Source organism: Paraflavitalea pollutisoli, assembly GCF_029360705.1.
Classification (GTDB): Bacteria; Bacteroidota; Bacteroidia; order Chitinophagales; family Chitinophagaceae; genus Paraflavitalea; species Paraflavitalea pollutisoli.
Genome location: NZ_JARKMX010000008.1, coordinates 2476412 through 2491499, shown reverse-complemented (window position 1 = coordinate 2491499; position 15088 = coordinate 2476412). Strand labels below are relative to the sequence as shown.

At 52.0% G+C, this 15088-nt stretch carries 15 protein-coding genes; 9 read left to right on the top strand and 6 right to left on the bottom strand.

From position 1 onward, the window contains the following. Positions 1-11 precede the first annotated feature (11 nt). Together P2W70_RS23590 and P2W70_RS23585 are read right to left on the bottom strand one after the other, a co-directional pair. Positions 12-167 carry a hypothetical protein gene (locus tag P2W70_RS23590; protein WP_276484000.1) on the bottom strand — a complete coding sequence of 52 codons (156 nt, stop codon included), beginning with the start codon at positions 165-167 and terminating at the stop codon, positions 12-14. A 17-nt stretch (positions 168-184) separates the two neighbouring features. After that, positions 185-1600: a sulfatase gene (locus tag P2W70_RS23585; RefSeq protein ID WP_276483999.1), complete on the bottom strand. Its 1416-nt coding sequence runs from the start codon at positions 1598-1600 to the stop codon at positions 185-187. Between the two features lie 255 nt (positions 1601-1855). Between P2W70_RS23585 and P2W70_RS23580 the strand changes: the two genes are divergently transcribed. Then, positions 1856-2125 (top strand): CBU_0592 family membrane protein, encoded by a 270-nt coding sequence (locus tag P2W70_RS23580; protein WP_276483998.1) that lies wholly within the window; start codon positions 1856-1858, stop codon positions 2123-2125. On the opposite strand, the gene P2W70_RS23575 is transcribed toward P2W70_RS23580, so the two are convergent. Further along, the gene (locus tag P2W70_RS23575) at positions 2070-2708 is read right to left on the bottom strand and encodes a TetR family transcriptional regulator C-terminal domain-containing protein (protein ID WP_276483997.1); all 639 of its coding nucleotides are present in this window, start codon (positions 2706-2708) and stop codon (positions 2070-2072) included. The two genes, P2W70_RS23580 and P2W70_RS23575, sit on opposite strands and share 56 nt — an antisense overlap. Positions 2709-3034: 326 nt before the next feature. On the opposite strand from P2W70_RS23575, the gene P2W70_RS23570 reads away from it, so the two are divergent. The 3 genes from P2W70_RS23570 to P2W70_RS23560 are packed head-to-tail and all read left to right on the top strand — an operon-like array spanning position 3035 to position 8895. Then, on the top strand, positions 3035-6139 hold the full coding sequence (locus tag P2W70_RS23570; RefSeq protein ID WP_276483996.1) for a SusC/RagA family TonB-linked outer membrane protein: 3105 nt from the start codon (positions 3035-3037) through the stop codon (positions 6137-6139). Positions 6140-6172: 33 nt separating this feature from the next. Continuing rightward, a complete protein-coding gene (locus P2W70_RS23565; RefSeq protein WP_276483995.1) occupies positions 6173-7651 on the top strand; it encodes a SusD/RagB family nutrient-binding outer membrane lipoprotein in 1479 nt (492 codons plus the stop codon). Positions 7652-7665: 14 nt separating this feature from the next. Then, entirely contained in the window at positions 7666-8895 is a 1230-nt protein-coding gene (locus tag P2W70_RS23560) for an alkaline phosphatase family protein (RefSeq protein ID WP_276483994.1), read from the top strand. Positions 8896-9028: 133 nt separating this feature from the next. Here P2W70_RS23560 and P2W70_RS23555 read toward each other — a convergent pair whose 3' ends face one another. Then, positions 9029-9883, bottom strand: a complete 855-nt coding sequence (locus tag P2W70_RS23555; RefSeq protein WP_276483993.1) for a COG4315 family predicted lipoprotein — start codon at positions 9881-9883, stop codon at positions 9029-9031. A gap of 272 nt (positions 9884-10155) precedes the next feature. On the opposite strand from P2W70_RS23555, the gene P2W70_RS23550 reads away from it, so the two are divergent. The 5 genes from P2W70_RS23550 to P2W70_RS23530 all read left to right on the top strand — a co-directional run bounded on the left by P2W70_RS23550 (position 10156) and on the right by P2W70_RS23530 (position 12238). Next, a complete protein-coding gene (locus P2W70_RS23550) occupies positions 10156-10710 on the top strand; it encodes a hypothetical protein (protein ID WP_276483992.1) in 555 nt (184 codons plus the stop codon). Between the two features lie 162 nt (positions 10711-10872). Then, positions 10873-11115 carry a hypothetical protein gene (locus P2W70_RS23545; RefSeq protein WP_276483991.1) on the top strand — a complete coding sequence of 81 codons (243 nt, stop codon included), beginning with the start codon at positions 10873-10875 and terminating at the stop codon, positions 11113-11115. A gap of 48 nt (positions 11116-11163) precedes the next feature. Next, positions 11164-11700, top strand: coding sequence for a 7TMR-DISMED2 domain-containing protein (locus P2W70_RS23540; RefSeq protein ID WP_276483990.1), 537 nt, complete (start codon positions 11164-11166; stop codon positions 11698-11700). A gap of 155 nt (positions 11701-11855) precedes the next feature. Continuing rightward, the gene (locus tag P2W70_RS23535) at positions 11856-12107 is read left to right on the top strand and encodes a response regulator transcription factor (RefSeq protein WP_276483989.1); all 252 of its coding nucleotides are present in this window, start codon (positions 11856-11858) and stop codon (positions 12105-12107) included. Continuing rightward, on the top strand, positions 12077-12238 hold the full coding sequence (locus P2W70_RS23530; RefSeq protein ID WP_276483988.1) for a hypothetical protein: 162 nt from the start codon (positions 12077-12079) through the stop codon (positions 12236-12238). Before P2W70_RS23535 ends, P2W70_RS23530 begins: the two co-directional genes overlap by 31 nt. 9 nt (positions 12239-12247) lie before the next feature. On the opposite strand, the gene P2W70_RS23525 is transcribed toward P2W70_RS23530, so the two are convergent. Further along, on the bottom strand, positions 12248-13606 hold the full coding sequence (locus P2W70_RS23525; protein ID WP_276483987.1) for an ADP-ribosylglycohydrolase family protein: 1359 nt from the start codon (positions 13604-13606) through the stop codon (positions 12248-12250). An 8-nt stretch (positions 13607-13614) separates the two neighbouring features. Next, a complete protein-coding gene (locus P2W70_RS23520) occupies positions 13615-14925 on the bottom strand; it encodes an amidohydrolase (RefSeq protein WP_276483986.1) in 1311 nt (436 codons plus the stop codon). Positions 14926-15088: the final 163 nt, after the last annotated feature.

Here is a 15088-nt window from a genome sequence, read left to right as displayed (position 1 = left end):
CTTTTTTTATGTCAGGCGGTGACTTGTTTGTGTGACCGGATGGAGATCAGGGATTGTCGTACCACCGATGTCATGATGAGCAGCAGACCCACATAAAACGAAAAGTTGACTTCCTTGCCTTCATTAAAAAAGAGGAAGGCAATGATGATGGCCGTAACCTTCGCCATGGCTGTTGTTGGGCCGATTACTGCCGCGATCGTTGCAGTTGTTGGTGTAATGCTTTGACCCGGTTAGCGTAGGCAGCTTGCGCTGCCAGGTTCTTCATTTCGTGGGGATCTTTTTCGTGATCGTATAATTCGGTGGCCACGAGTTCCTGTGTTTTTGTATCGTACCATTCGGTAAGCCGGTATTGTGCCGTGCGCAGCGAGTAGCCCATATGGGTGGTGCGTGATTCGTTGGATAATGCACCATAGGGGCGTATGAACTGGCTCAATGCCTGTTGCTTCACGTTGGCTTTGGCGTTTTGTACTATGGGCAGCAGGCTGGTGCCGGCGAGCGAATCGGGCAGGTGAAGGCCGCAGAGTTGCGCGAGGGTAGGATAGAGGTCTACCAGTTCGGCCAGCGCTTGGGTATGCCCCGGTTGCCTGATGATACCGGGCGCACTGATGAGGAGAGGTACGCGCGCTGCATTTTCAAAATTGGTCGACTTGCCCCACATACTGTGATCGCCGAGGTGGAAGCCATGATCGGATATCAATACCACAATGGTGTTTTGCGTGAGCTGCAGGCGGTCGAGCTCGTTCAGCACTTTGCCGATCTGTGCATCGGTATAGCTCACTGCTGCATAGTAACCCTGCAGCAACTCTTTCACTTTGCTGTCGGGGATGGGCCCTTTATCGGGGATATCGGTATAGCCACGCAGTTCTTCCGAGTTGTGGAAGGCGATGGCCGGTGCGTCTTGCGGTCGGGAGGTATCTGGCAGGGCGAACTGCTTGCCATCAAAGGGCTTCCAATACTTTTCGGGTGCGGTAAAGGGCAGGTGGGGCCTGCGAAAACCTACCGCGAGGAAGAAGGGTTGGTCTTTGAGCTGATCGAGCAGCTGGATGGCGGCGTCGGCAACCTTGCCATCGATGTAGCCCGAGTCGGCGATGTCGACGCGCTCCACGGAAGCGGCTTTTGATTGGCCGGCATTGGTAGCCAGGGCATATTTGGCGCCGATGCCATTGCCCGTCACTTCCAGTACGCCGGGCAGCGACCAGGAGGCGGGATCATGATGTGTGGCCGGGTCGTGGTAGATCTTACCAGTAGCGGCGGTGGTATAGCCGTTATTCTTAAAGTGCTGGGGCAGGGTGACGATATGGGGATGCAAGGGCCGGAAGGGTTGCGAAAGTCCCCATATTTTCAATTGATCGGGACGCCTGCCCGTTAGGAAAGAAGAGCGGGAAGGGGCGCATACGGCCTGCTGGGCATAGGCCCGGTCGAATACCCGGCTCCTGGCGGCCAGTCGGTCTATGAATGGGGTGCGGGCGTTGGTATCACCATAGCAGCCCAGTAGCGGCTTCATATCGTCGACGATGATGAACAGCACGTTCTTCTTCGGTGCTTGCTGTGCCAGGGCAGGTACGGTAAACAGCATGGCTGCGAGCAGGATGCATTTCATAGTGGCAAGATAGGGGTAATGGGATAATTGGAGAATTTGAAAATGGGAGAAGGCACAGAGGCAGTATTGCAACCAGACAACCCCGACATTCGTCGGGTCATCGAGGGAAGGCACGAAAGGCGGGAAGGCGGCAGTGGGAAAATTGGAACGTAAACGACAATAATTGCACAAAGTCCAATATGGCCCTGAATGCTGTACGTTGCGTATATTGGGCAAAAGTTGGCCGGGCAACCGGCCACTAAAATACTCTGCCGTATGTATCTGTTGTTGATGTCTGGTGTTTATCCGGTACTGGGCTGGGTAGGTACCCTCGCTTACCTGCTGGCTTATTTCCTGTTGAGCGTAAATAAGATCAATGCGCAGCAATCGGTTTACCATACCCTGAATGTGGTCGGCGCCATCGGTCTTACCGCCAATGCCCTGTACTATGCCGATCTGCCCAATGTGGTGGTCAACTTTGTATGGGGGCTTATCGCCGTGACCGCTTTGGTTGTGATTGCCCGGAAGCGGAAGAAACAAAATTGAGTTGCTGCAAGGCCAGCGCCTTGTATTGGGCCAGCTTTCTTTTGTACTCCTGTTTATTGCTGACGAGACTTAAATAATAATACGCGCCATCGACCACCACAAATATGGTGTCGGCCACTACGGCCGGGTCCTTCACCGCCAGTACCCCTTGCTGGTTGCATTCCTCGATAAGTTGCCGCAGGTTGCCGCGCAGGCTATCCAGCAACACCTTGTAGTTCTCCTTCACCTTCTGATCGCGAAAGGCCAGCGAATAACAACTGTAAGAAACACTGTCGTCGAATAAGGTATTCCACTTCTGTGAGAAGATGTTGTCGATCACTTTGAGCAGCCGTTGTTGCGGGTCGTGGCTGATAGACGCAGGGGTTTTATAGATCAATAGCCATTGGTCGAGGATATATTCGATCAATCCATATACGAGGTATTCCTTCGTTTTGAAGTAGTGAATGACCAGGCTGGGGTTGATATTGATGAGTGCCGCCGTCTTGGCGATGGAGGCATTCTCCAGTCCTTCCTGTTTGGCGATCGTATAAAAAGCTTCAATAATTTCTTTCTGCCTGGATTCTTTGATGCTTCTTCTTCCCATAAGTAGTTGGTGCTGCTGATTTCAGGGCAAATATAATATTCGTGTTCCACTGTTGACATGGTTTTTATAATGCGTATGGAACTATCGCCAACGTGTGGCCCTACCTGCTTCCGTCGTTGACGGTAGTGTATTGGTTACACATAGGTCATTTACGCAAACGCTTGTGTTAACTAATTATGAACATTGTATTATGCTTGTGAGAATTTATTGAATGAACGTTCAATTAATTTTTGTAGCTTGCTCTAAATGCCCATTTTTGCGCCGGCTTTTACCAAGCTCCCATCTCCGGCGAGGTCTTTCATTATTAAATAATCAGGTTCAGTTTTATGAAAACAACTGCTTTAATCATTTTATCATTGCTGTTGCAGGTAGTGACATTTGCGCAAAGTGTTACCGTAACAGGCTCCGTACGTTCGGCCAGCGACCAGTCGCCGCTGAGCGGGGTTTCCATTTCGGCCAATGGTACGAACCTGGGAACCACTACCAATGCTGAGGGTAAGTATTCCCTGGTCGTGTCTAAAGACGCGGTCCTGTCTTTTTCTTTTCTAGGCTTTATCAGTCAGCAGGTGCCATTGAATGGCAAAACTGAGATCAATATCCTCTTGCAGCCCGGTACGGGCAGCGAGCTGAGTGAGGTGGTGGTGACCACGGCACTCGGTCTCAAGAAACAACAAAAAACACTCGGCTATGCCGTACAGGAAGTGAATGGCGAAACCATGGCAAAGACCAAGGCGCCAACTGCCCTGGGTGCTTTAGCTGGCAAAGTGGCCGGTTTGAACATCAGCAACACCACCGACCTCTTCCGCAATCCCGGTATCTCCCTGCGTGGCAGATCGCCCCTGATCGTGATCGATGGTATTCCCGATGCAGATGCCGACCCTTACAAGATCAACGCCGATGATATCGAAAGCATCAGCGTTTTGAAAGGTCCCGCCGCTGCTGCACTCTATGGTGCCGTAGGGGTGAACGGTGCCATTATGTATACCACTAAAAAAGGCAACAAAGGCAAGCTGACCGTAGAGTTCAATTCCTCTACCATGTTTCAGCCCGGCTATACCGTGATCCCGGAAGTGCAAACCGTATATGGCGGTGGTGATCAGGGTAAATATGCCTATGTCAACGGCTCCGGCGGTGGCACCGAAGGTGGTGGCTGGATCTGGGGTCCCAAGCTGGACCAACGCGATCCCTCCACGCCCAGTGGCTTCTATGAAACGACCCAGTATGACAGCCCCATCGATCCCGTGACTGGTCAACGTACCAAGACGCCCTGGATCTCTAAAGGTGCCAACAATATCAAGAACTTCTTCCGCACCGGTTTGCTGTCTACCAACAGCGTATCTGCTTCTGTCGGTACGGAGAAGGGATCTTTCCGTGTGTCTGCCAACCATGTTTTCCAGAAAGGCGTGGTACCTAATACCGGACTCAACAACTCTTCTTTCTCTATCGGTGGTAATTATAAGCTGAGTTCCAAACTGTCGATGGATGGTAAGCTGACCTACAACCGTGAGTACTCCGATAACTATCCTACGGTAGGGTATGGTCCGCCCAACTACCTCTACAACCTGATACTCTGGATTGGTCCCGATGTAGATATCCGTGACCTGGAGAACTATTGGTTGCCCGGCCGTGAAGGGTTGCAACAACGTAACTACAACCTGTCTTGGTACAACAACCCGCATTTTGTGGCCAATGAATTGCTCAATGGTTATAAGCGCAACAACAGCTTTGGCCAGTTGTCTTTCGACTACAAACTCCTGGACAATCTCTCCATCAAGTTCCGCAATGGTTTTAACCAATACAACAGCGTGGCCGATACGAAGGAGCCTTACAGCTATGTGGCGTATGATTATATATCCCGTGGTAACTATGCGACCAACCCCGTCAACTATTTCGATATCAACTCGGACCTGATCGTGACCTACAATCAGGAGATCAGCGACAATTTCAAAGTGAATGTTACGGCGGGTGGTTCCAATGCGTACAGAAGGTGGGAGTCGGTCAGTACGACGACAGATGGTCTTACCATTCCCGGATTCTATTCCCTGGGCAACTCGATCAATCCGCTCAAGGCTTCCAGCGCCTTGCGTGAGCGCAGAACAGCGAGCCTGTACGGTGCCGTAGATCTCGAAACACTTGGTTTCCTCTACCTCAATTTTACCGGCCGCTACGATAAGACGTCCACACTACCCGTAAAGAACAACGGTTATTTCTATCCTTCTGCCGGTGCGTCTGCCGTACTGTCGGATGTGTTGACACTTCCCAAGACGATCTCTTTCCTGAAAGTGCGCAGCTCCTGGGCGAAAGTAAATACCGGCTTTATCGATGGTGGCAATCCGTATGCACACATCACCACCTATGGACTGGGACCCAAGTGGAACAATGTGCCTTCACTGACCTGGCCTACTACCTTTATTTCTCCCAACCTGGTGCCGGAAACGGTTGAGTCGACTGAGTTTGGATTGGTGGCCGGTTTCTTCAAGAACAGGCTGAATGTGGATGTAGCTTATTTTCAAACCAAAGACTACAACAACTTCGCAAACGTAACGCAGTCGCAGGCGAGTGGTAATACGAGCATCCTGAAGAATGCGAATGTCTACCAGCGCAAAGGTTGGGAGTTCATGTTGAGTGGTACACCCGTCAAGACAAAAGATTTCCGTTGGGAAGCCAGTGTCAACCTGAGCAGTGTGCACCGTTGGCTGAAAGATGCTACGGATAATGTGGATGGCTATCTCGGTCAGATCAAGGAAGGACAACGTACCGACCGGATCTATATCAGCCAGAGCCGCACGCCCGATGGTCAGGCTATCTACAATACCAACGGTATGCAGGCAACTACGCCTTATGGCCAGTATTTTGGTCAACGGGATGCCGACTGGATCTATGGTGTACAAAATACCTTCAGCTACAAGAACATCAGCCTGAGCTTTTCGTTCGACGGCCGCCTGGGTGGTTTGATCTACTCTACGACCAACCAGAAAATGTGGTGGGGCGGAAGCGCAAAGGGTACGGTAACCCAATGGCGCGATGATGCCAACTCCGGCAAGAGCACGTATGTAGGACCTGGTGTCGTGGTGACTGACGGTACGGTTACCTACGATGCCTACGGTAATATCACGTCCGATACCCGCAAGTATGCGCCCAATACCACGGCGGTGAACTATATCAGCTTCATGCAAACCACCAGCGGTGATATGTTGAACAATTACCATTATTACAGCGGTACTTACCTCAAGATGCGCGAGTTGGTGCTGACCTACAATGTGCCTACCAAATGGGTCAAGAATATCTTCAGCGGCGCTTCTGTATCGCTGATCGGCAACAACCTGTTCATTTTGTCCAAGATCCCCAATGTGGATCCGGATGCCGAGAGTGATAACCTGCAAACGCCTTCCATGCGTTCTATGGGATTCAACATCAACCTGAAGTTCTAACCAGCTGTAATCACTTTATTAAACGACAACAAGATGAAACGTCATAAATTATTATTCCTGCTCACGCTGGCGGCTTTCGGGTCCTGCAAGAAGTTCGAGGAATTCCAGATCAATCCCAACAACCCGACGGTAGCCGATCCTTCGTTGCTGTTGCCTGCTATCGAGCGTACCGCGTTTGGTACCATCTCGGCCGATGCTGCCCTGGCCTCGCGCTACCTCGTGTACACACAGAGCGTGAGCAACAGTCAATATTATGGCTGGCAACGTAGCGGTATGAGTTATGGTAATATCACCCAGGTGGTGAAGATGGAGCAGGAAGCGGCCCGCACGGGTAAAAAGAACTACCGCTATATCGGTAAGTTCCTGACCTCTTATTTCGTGGTGGGGATGACGCAGACCTTCGGCGATATTCCTTACTCGCAGATGATGCAGTCCATCCGGAACAACAATTTTACGGATTCGGCGGCTACCCGCCCTGTGTACGACAAGCAACAGCAGGTGTACCTGGGCGTATTGAATGAGCTCAAGATCGCCAGTGATTCCCTGTCGGCAGCTGAAGTAGCGGTAACCGGCGACCTGGTGTATGGGGGTAATATAGAGCGCTGGAAAAAGCTGATCAACTCTTTTACCCTGCGTGTATTGATGAGCCTGTCGAAGAAAGAAGCAGATGCTTCGCTCAATATCAAGCAGCGCTTCAATGAGATCGTATCGAACCCAGCCAAATACCCGTTGCTGGCTTCCAATGCCGACAATGGCCGTTTGCCTTACTACGATATCACGGGCAACCAGTATCCTTATTTCAACAACAACGGCATGAAGACCGACTATTACCTGGACAGTACTTTTGTCGATATCCTGAAAGGGTTGAAGGATCCCCGCCTGTTTGGATTTGGTAAACCCAAGCCATCCGGTGGCCTGCCTGCCCGGGACTTCAATGCGTATGACGGGTTGAAAGGCAGTGCTGCGCTGTCGTACAATACGGCTAAAAGAGGAGCGGGTAATGCGTCGCAGATCAACGACCGGTATTCGTACCAAGCGATCAACGAGCCCAGCGTACTGATGAGCTATGCAGAATTGCAGTTCATCCTGGCCGAAGCGGTGGTGCGTGGCTGGATCACCGGTACGGCTGCAACCTACTACCAGAATGGTATCAAGGCTTCGCTGGAGTTCTCGAATTTCAACAATACTTATTCCACTACCGAGATCAATGATTACCTTGCCCAGGCCGATGTGGCCCTGAAAACGGGTACAGAGATCAAACAGATCATCACGCAGAAATACATCAGTATGTTCATGAATACCGGCTGGCAGCCATTCTATGAGCAACGCCGCACGGGTTTCCCGGCATTTGATGTAAACGGCGCTGGTATCCTGAACGGCGGTGTGGTACCCAAACGCTGGATGTACCCGACAGACGAGTTTACCAATAACCGGTTGAATGTAGAAGGGGCTGTAAAAATCCAGTACCCCGGTGGCGACAATATCAACGGCGTGATGTGGATCTTACAATAACAACGATAATGCACATGAAGAAAGGATTTTTAACAGTGGTACTCCTGGCCGGTATCGTGGGGGCGCAGGCCCAACGAACAAAGAAGGCGGTATTTGTGATCGTAGACGGCATTGCTGCCGACGTGATCGAAAGCCAGCCTACGCCCAACCTGAAGGCGATTGCCAAAGTGGGCGGTTTTACCCGCGCTCATGTAGGAGGTGAAAAAGGCGGTTATTCGCAGACACCGACCATCTCGGCGGTGGGGTACAACAGCCTGCTGACCGGTACCTGGGTCAATAAGCACAATGTATGGGACAACGATATCGCGGCGCCCGACTATGATTACTGGACCATCTTCCGTTTTTTCAAGCAACAGTATCCGCAGAAGAAAGCGGCGATCTTTTCCAGCTGGCTCGATAACCGTACCAAGCTGGTCGGTGAAGGATTGCCCGCTACCGGCAACCTGCAGCTCGACTATCATTTCGATGGCCTGGAGCTGGATACCGTCAATTACAAGCACGATAAGAAGAAGGAATACATGCACCGCATCGATGAGGCGGTGGTAGACAAAGCTGCTGGGTATATCAAAGAACAGGCACCCGACCTGTCGTGGGTGTACCTGGAGTATACCGATGATATGGGCCATATGTTTGGCGACAGCCCGGAGTATTTCAAGGCCATCGGTTATATGGACCAGCAGATGGGCCGCCTGTGGGACGCCATCCAATACCGCGAAAAGAACTTCAAGGAAGACTGGGTGATCTATATTACTACCGATCATGGTCGTGACAGTGCCACGGGCAAACACCATGGTGGTCAGTCGCCCCGCGAGCGCAGTACCTGGATCGTCACCAATGCGAAGCAACTCAATGATTACTTCAGGGTGGGCAACCCCGGCGTGGTCGATATCATGCCCGCTATCGCCAATCACCTCGGTGTAACCATTCCGAGAGAGCAGCTGATGGAAGTAGATGGTGTATCGCTGACCGGTAAGGTGTCGGCTACCAATCCCGACGCCAAACTGGTGGATGGCAAGATCCTCGTCACCTGGAAGGCCACGGGCCGCAAAGGAGATGCAAAGATCTGGCTCACGACGACCAACCAATTTAAAGAGGGTGGCCGTGACGCCTATGTGCTGAAGGCTACAGTGCCGGTTAGCAAGGGAGCAGCGACGATCGATGTCGCAGACAATGCTTCTAAGTTCTACAAGATCGTGATCGAAACGCCGGACGGTTTCCTGAACCGTTGGATCGTGGTGAAATAATCGCGCAAGCATAGAAACAAGAACAGGCAGCCCGACCGGCCGCCTGTTCTGCGTTTACAACATCTTGTGAGGCCGGCTGCATGGCTTAGTTATACCAGCACTTCATCGGATAAGCGGGATGCCTTACACGCCTCTAGGGAGTGGCTGCCGGAATATCTTTAACGGGTACAGGCCAGATACCGGGTGAGGGGAAGGAGATGCCTTTGTTGGATCCCATCACCTTATTGTCCTGTCCAAAATTGTAAAGGGGCCAGCCCTTGTAGGTCAATTGCTTTTTACCAAATACATCGATGTTGCCGAATAATGACTTGTCGAGGGAGGAGGGCACTACAACGCCGGTTTGCTCATAGATGGGCCATACGCCATTGTTGGAGAAATCGGATTTGGTGAAGTTGTTCTTGTCTTTCTTGTCGTTCTTGAAGGTGTACAGCGTTACGCCGGATGCGTCGGTGAAGTAGAGGGTCTTGCCTTCTCCTTCTACATAGGCCGACGTGTACTTTTTGGTGTCGTGGCCCACCAGTTGCGCATTGGCGACAAACACGGTATAATCCGGTTTGGCAACGAACCAGATGCCGTTGAAGTTTTCACCGCCCGTGGCCCCTGCTGCTTCTGGTACGTTGGCCGTACCAACTTTGGGGGCATAGTAATACAAAGGCCGCCCTTTGTACGCCAGCTGTTTGGCCCCGGCGCCGGTGGTAATGGTCTTGAAGTCGGTTATGCTCAGGTCTTTTGAGATATTGGCAGCGGTCAGGTTCTCGGCATAGAATACCGGCCATAAGGTGGCACAACCTCCGGTGCAGGAGTTGTTACCATCGAAGTCGTTGGCGAAATAATACAGGGTTCTGCCGGATTGGTCGGTCAGTACTTTCCCGAGTGCAGCATCTGCGCGGAGGTTAACGAGGGGATCCGGTTCTTTGTCTTTGTCTTTCGAACAGCTGGTGATCGATGCTACCCATAGCAAGGCAATCAGTTTGATTCCTGTTTTCATGATTGATTTTTTGAGTCTTTGCGTAATAGCGTAGCCGGGCCCGGCGTCGCTACAGATGATTGGTATGTGATTGTGGAAGTATACGGGGGCACAAAAGGCCGGGTTGCCTGGGGTGCATGAATAATTGTAATATGAGTGATCCGTGGTTCTTTTCGCGGGGATGCCAGCGGGGCCATGGCGTTCAAATAATTGTTAAATGCGACAAGCTGTAGGGAAGGGTTTAAGCTTTTGCCGGATATTAGCGTCTACCTGATAACGGAAACCTTTACCACATGAAAAGATCCTTACTCTTGTTGGCCTTGCTCGCATCCTTGCTTTCGCAGGCGCAATCCATTACCGCCGCCCGGTTTGTGCTGACGCCCCGGGCAGATAATTTCCGGACCATCGAGCTCGAATTGAATGGGGCACTGCTGGTGGGCCTCACCGGTCATGGGGCTTTACAATATGTGACCACGCTGGAAGGGGAACCACTGCCCGCAGCCGAGTGTGCTACCCTCATCAAATACTACGACCAGTTTGATATTCATGATATACCCGGTAGGGTGAAGTCTGTCGGTGACGTGAAGATCACTTACAACAATACGTTCGATATTCACGATGTGAAAGGTTCCCTCAAATCGGTGGGTGATATCGCCGTCAAATACTACAATACCTTCGATATCCATGATCCCCAGGGGAAGGTGAAGTCGGTAGGCAACGTGACCATCAGGTACTACAATAGCTTTGACCCCGATGCTTTGCAAGGGAGGACCAAGTCGATCGAAGGCAATAGCGACCAACTGCTGGTGTGGACCCATCGTGGACCCCTTGTTAATGCGGCCTGGTAGGCATTCCCGATTGGTCATAATACACCTAGTCATAGGGGCATTAGGCGGATGGCGATCACGCAATAGTCCCCTTTCAGCATAGGCACCAATGGCGGGCGATTGATCGGTCCGTTTTGCCACAACAGGCGGAAACCTTAATTTGCGCCCGTTTAATGTTGAACTATGGCTGATAAACTGTCTGCGCTTTTCGAGAACCGCGAATACTTTTTTACTTTCTTAAAACGTCGTAGTGCCGACCGGGCCACCGGCGCGCCAGAAGAGATCGAGATCGATATGTACGGTACCCTGTATGGCTTCATCAAGCAGGAGGGCAAATGGGTCAACCGGCCTGGTAACAAGATGAATATGAACCACGGGCTGATCGAATCGGTCGTCCTCGTACTGCACAATACCGACCAGAAATAAGCTGTACTACCTATACCGGGAAAGACTGGCACCTTTATCTTTGGCGCTATGCGTGTTGTTTTCCCGTTTGTCCTGTTTTTGCTGTCTTTTGGCGCTGCCAGGGGCCAGCAAGTGCATTTACAGGATGCGTACCGGAGTTGGTCCGTTACCTATCCGGCCTACCTGGAAGACCGCTCCGGATCCCTGTCTTTTCAGCAGGCGCTGGCGGCCACACGTCATTTTACCCCGGCTACCATACCGGTGCCCAATTTCCTGGGCAATCTTTCCAAAGCCATCTGGTACCGTTTCGATGCCACCAATACCAGTACCGACACGGCCTGGTTCCTGGAGATCAAAGGCGGCTATATGCACCAGCAGACCCTGTACCAGCTATTCGATGATGGCCGGGTCGATTCGCTGGCCCTGTACGGCGACCAGGATTTCACCGCCAGGCCGGTGCGGTCCAGCAACCTCGTGTTTCCCGTACATCTGCAGCGGGGTGAGCGGGTAAGTTGTTATTTGCGGGCTACCAGCAAATCGTTGATCAGGCCATACGGTATCTGTACGCCAGGTTGCCGGGCAATTGCTCATCTGTATTGCCGATAATGGAAAGGGGTTCGATGTACAGCAGGTAGCTGGCGGTTTTGGGCTGAAGGGCATCCGTGAGCGGCTGCATATTTTAAACGGGAGTTTGCAGGTAGAAAAGGCATTGCCGACAGGCAGCCGCTTCCTGATCAGCATACCCATTGTATAATTACAACATGATGTTACCGGAGAAACTGAAGATACTGATAGCCGATGATCATCCCATCTTTTTGAAAGGATTGCAGGAAGTGATCGAAGATGAGGCACGATTGCAGGTGGTGTTCAAAGCCAGCAATGGTACGGATGCTATTCAGGGGGCACTGAACCGTGACCTGGATATTGCCATTCTCGATATCGATTCACATATTATCCCAAAGACTGTGATAAAGGAGGTGAAATGGCCTACTCGCCGGGCAGCTTTGTGCTGAAGAAGGTAGGGCTCAAGAAAGGAGAGTATTTTGAGGGCGAGTTTACGGCCACCTTCTACTTCTTCAGCTGGTGTCAGCGTAGTGACAAGAAGAGTTTGTCAGGCAAGTTCAGGATACGGGCTACGGAATAAGGTGCTGCACTACGTGGCGGTTAGCTGACTCAAGTTGTTCGCCGTTTCCAGGATGAGGTCTATTTCTGGTAGCCTGTCGAGCAGGTTGTAATAGTTTGCTCTCAATTGGTCAATACCCAGCCAGGCGCCCATGAGCTGGCCTGCCATGGAGGCATTGGTATCCGTGTCACCGCCACTTTGAATGATGGCCGTAAAGATATTTTCTATTGAAGTGTGGCGAATTTGTTGGGCGGCAAAGAGGGCGAAGGGTACTGACTGTACTACATGCCCAGCGGTGCCAACAAGTTTCGCGGCATCGGCAATAGTCGCCGGTTGCTTTTCCTCCAGCAGTAACAGGTTGTCACGTACACCCGTGTCGGGCAAGTGTGGCGTAATACAAGTTATCAATGATTGATCGGCCGGCCATTTGTCCTGGATGATATAGTGCAGGGCATACAGGATGGCGAGGCTACCGGTAAACGCTTCATCGTTTTTGTGGGTGATATTGCAGACGTCTTTGATCAATGTTCTGTCTTCGTCGGGGTCTACAAAAAAGCCTAGAGGTGCTATGCGCATGGCGGCGCCATTGCCTGCTGCATATTCGCCGGTACGGCCTGCCAATGCCCAATGGGCGCCTACCTGTAAGTCGCGCAGGGCCTTGAGTGTACTGGCGCCCAGGCCAGTGAGTCGGCCGCTGTTGTACCAGCTCAGCATGCGCGCTGCAATGCTGTCAGGGGTTACGCGGCCCGCTTTAATAATAGCTTCGCAGGTGGCCAGGGTGAGTTGTGTGTCGTCGGTGGTACCGTGCAGGTTATTGAAGTTGACCTCCTGAACGGTGCCCCTTCCTTCATAAAAACTACCCAAGGAATCGCCTACAGCACCCAGGATCAGGCAACCGGCTATCCGGTCGAAGCGGGTGGGCGACGAGATCGTTGCAGCTGGTGCCGCTGTTGTAACGCGTCCTACCAAACTGTGTTGATAAATGTCTTGCTGCTCCCTGGTGAGGTCATTTGGTGTTGGGAAGGAAATCTTTCTATGCAGCAAATGAAGGTCAATATAAAAATGCAGTAGCTGCGCATCATGCTCGTTGTCCTGCATGTTGTATTGTTGCGGGTTCCTGTTGGCCAGCACTTTCGTAACCTGATAATTGTTGTCGTCACCTGGCTCGATCGTGACCTGGTATATGTGAAAGCCTGTCCAGCTGCGATACAGGTTGAGTTGTCCATCCTGGTAATACATAAACCATTTGTCTTCCATTTGTTGGGGGATGAAGCCCTGCTCAATCTGCTCAATTTCAGTGGCGGTGAATGTCCGCCTGAAAGGCAGGGTGGCTGTCTCTGCAGGCAAGGGATGTCGTTTCCGGTCTGTGGCAGTAGCCCTTTTTTTCATGATGCAAATTACTTCTTTCCCGCTTTCGCATTTGGATAATCCAACACCAGGTTGGTCAGCGCTTTCACGCCCAATTTAAAACTGCTTTCGTCGAGGAAGAACTCGGCGGTATGGTGGGGCGCTGCTTTCTTCGGATCGGTGCCGGGCGGCAGCGCGCCGAGAAATATAAAGAGGCCCGGTACTTCCTGGGCAAACCAAGCAAAGTCTTCCCCAATGGTTTGTGCTGGTACCAGCACCACATTGCTCTCACCGGCCGACCGGCGCAGGCTGGGCAGCATTTGATTGGTAAGCGCCACATTGTTGAAGTTGACAGGGTTGTAAACTGAGAAAGGAACCTCTACCGTGGCTGTAGCACCGGCCGCTTCGGCCGTTTTGGTGGCGATCAGTTTGATCTTCTCGAAGATCATCTTCTCGTCTTCGGGACTCAAGGCTCTTACGGTGCCCAGCATCTCTACTTTCTCGGGAATGATATTGTAGCGGTTGCCGCCGTTGATGCTGCCGATAGATACCACGCCTGCATTTTCGGTTACGTTGAGGTTGCGGCTCACGATGCTTTGCAGGTTCACCACGATCTGCGACGCCACCAGGATGGGATCTACACCACCCCAGGGAAAAGCACCATGTGATGATTTGCCCATGACGGTGATCTTTAGATCGCAGGCGCTGGCCATGGTACCTGCCGGGCGATAAGTGATCTGCCCGGTCGGGGTCAGCGCCGCCATGTGCAGGCCAAAGATGGCTTCTACCTGGGGCGATTGCAATACGCCTTCTTTGATCATGAGTTTGGCGCCGCCTTCTTCGCCCGCCGGGGCACCTTCTTCTGCCGGTTGAAAGATGAATTTGACGGTACCGCGTACCTGTTGCTTCATACTGGTCAGCACTTCTGCTACACCCATCAGGATCGATACATGCGCATCGTGTCCGCAGGCATGCATTACGCCCGTTTGGTTACCATTGTAGGTGGCTGTTGCCGTAGATGCGAATGGCAGGTTGGTTCTTTCTGTTACCGGCAAGGCATCCATATCGGCCCGTAGGGCCACTACGGGGCCGGACTGTCCGCCCTTCAGGATGCCTACCACACCGGTTTTTCCAACACCGGTGGTTACGTCCAGTCCGAGGGCGCGCAGGTGTTTGGCAACGATCTCCGCGGTACGGGTTTCGCGGTTGCCGAGTTCGGGATGCTGGTGCAGGTCGCGCCGCCAGGCGATGACCTTGCTTTCTACCCCATTGACGAGCTTGTTGACTTTCACCGAATCTTGTTGCCCCTGCGCCAGCAGGGGACCTGTCAGTAGTACGGAATAGAGCAGTGTACGCATCATGAGTTACCGGGTTTTCCAGTGTGTAATTTACAGAAAGATGCAACAGTACTCTTAAAACCTATCATTTTTGTGGACAAATCGGCAGCCACTTGTCGGAGCGGCAACTGCTATCGAATGGGTGGGCAAGCGTTTCCGAGAACAATCAACCAATGGGCGATCCATT